Here is a 1,946-nt window from a genome sequence, read left to right on the forward strand (position 1 = left end):
GATACGGCTTCAACGCGTTGACGAATACCGATGCAACCACTGACGAAACCAATCCGGAAGATCAGCGCCGCTGTTCCGTTATTGGCGCGACGGGGCGGCACCCCGTTTTCCCAGTGCGGCCAACCAGCAATGAATACGACAACCTCCGAATGTAGCATGGCCAACGCAAGTAAATGCGACAGAAAGACGACGGTTTCGAATTTTTTGGACGGACCGACTCGGCGACGGTCGTCACGGCGAGGATCATTGACGCTGGAGGCCGTGCTTTTTCTGCCGATTCTCCTGCTCGCCACCCTGGCCGTCGTTCAGTTCGGTGTGTTGATGCTCATTGAGCAGACGATCACGCATGCGGTCACGGTTGCAGCGCGGGAAGCTGGAAAAGGCGCCGACATCGACGCGACGGTTCTCTCCGTCAACGCGGTCCTCGGTCTTCACGGTTTGTCTGTGGGGCCCGGCGCCACACTCGTTTTGGAGGACAGTCTTAGCACGCCAGCGGTTCAGGTGCGTGGCACACTCCCCTGTTCCGTGCCGAGTACCCCTTCCGTACCCGCGGGGATGCTCAAAGCCACGCTTTGCGTGGATCTTACTCAAAAACCGTTCTTTAATCTCCTCGCCACGTGCGGACTGGACTTCACCGGGCGGAAATTTACCGTGTCTGCTGTGGCGCATCGGGAATTCGACGGCCCTCCCGACGTCACCCCACACCCCGAGTGTTCCTGCCGATGAAGCGACACGGCCGGAAAGTTTTTAAGAAGCTCCAGGTTGCCAGGTCCGCCTGAGCACCATGCTTGTCAGCGCCATTTTTCTGTATTGAAAAATCGATTTCTTCTCACCGGGCACGACAAGCGTGCCCCTCCGACCTTTCGGAGGGACCTGCTCGTCAGGTCTGCCGTTTGACGTTCGATCATCCATTGGCTTTCGGCGTGGACTCAAGTCCCGCGCGGAAAGCGGGGTTAAACCCCCGGACCCCACATAGGGAATTTCGCGTCCCCATCGGCAAAGAAAAAACGGAGAGAAGTCAGGGATAACCTTCTCTTGAAAACCAGGCCGACAACGGCAATAAATAGCGTCAACTGTACGAGTCGTTAACCAACGGCGGGGTCTCATACCCATTTGCGCGACACGGGTTCGATCATTTTCCACAATTAATCTGGCACCGAAAGGCATCGAAAGAAGTTTTGTCTGCCGTGATGTTTTTCCTCCGCCAAATGGATGATTCCCGCATTTTACCGAAAGCACTTTTTTAGACCTGGGAGACATTCAAACCATCTGAACAAGGATACCATCATGGATCGTCGACAATTTCTTATTGGCGGCGGCCAGGTGGCCCTGGTCTTCGGTGTACCGACTGGGGTGTCCACACTGTCTGCATTCGCACATGAAGAGGAGAAGTCCAAGCCGGCTTCCGGACCGCTTCGCGTCTCCGCCAGGAACCCGCGTTATTTCTGCGACGCCAGCGGACGTGAGGTGCTCCTGGTCGGCTCCCACACGTGGAACAACCTGGTCGATATGGGACGCAGCGACCCACCGGAGCCGTTTGATTTCGAGGCCTATCTAGACTTTCTCGAACGCTACGGGCACAACTTGATCCGGCTTTGGACCTGGGACTCCACGCTTTGGGATACGCGGGCTAACGGAAGATGGGGTAAGGATTACATTCATCACGTGGCGCCGTTGCCGTGGGCGCGGACAGGTCCGGGGACAGCCCTCGACGGTAAACCCAAATTCGACCTGAAACAGTTTAATCCCGCGTACTTCACCCGATTGCGTGAACGGGTCAGCATGGCAGGGCGGCGAGGGATCTATGTGTCCGTGATGCTCTTCGAAGGCTGGGGTTTGTTCCACGGTAACCGGCGGCCGGGCACGATGGAACAGTGGGCTTGGCGCTCACATCCGTTTCATCCGGAGAACAACATCAACGGAATTGATGCGGGTGGAAAACCGCA

General features: G+C 56.9%; 2 protein-coding genes. Both read left to right on the forward strand.

All coding sequences use genetic code 11. The features are described 5' to 3' along the window. Positions 1-246 precede the first annotated feature (246 nt). Positions 247-726 carry a TadE family protein gene (locus tag H5U08_RS17135; RefSeq protein WP_297035869.1) on the forward strand — a complete coding sequence of 160 codons (480 nt, stop codon included), beginning with the start codon at positions 247-249 and terminating at the stop codon, positions 724-726. A 561-nt stretch (positions 727-1,287) separates the two neighbouring features. Then, positions 1,288-1,946 (forward strand): DUF4038 domain-containing protein (locus tag H5U08_RS17140; RefSeq protein WP_297035872.1); only part of this gene is annotated, 659 nt, incomplete at its 3' end.

Origin of the sequence: Thermogutta sp., from assembly GCF_014359955.1 — a bacterium.
In the GTDB taxonomy this organism is placed as follows: domain Bacteria; phylum Planctomycetota; class Planctomycetia; order Pirellulales; family Thermoguttaceae; genus Thermogutta.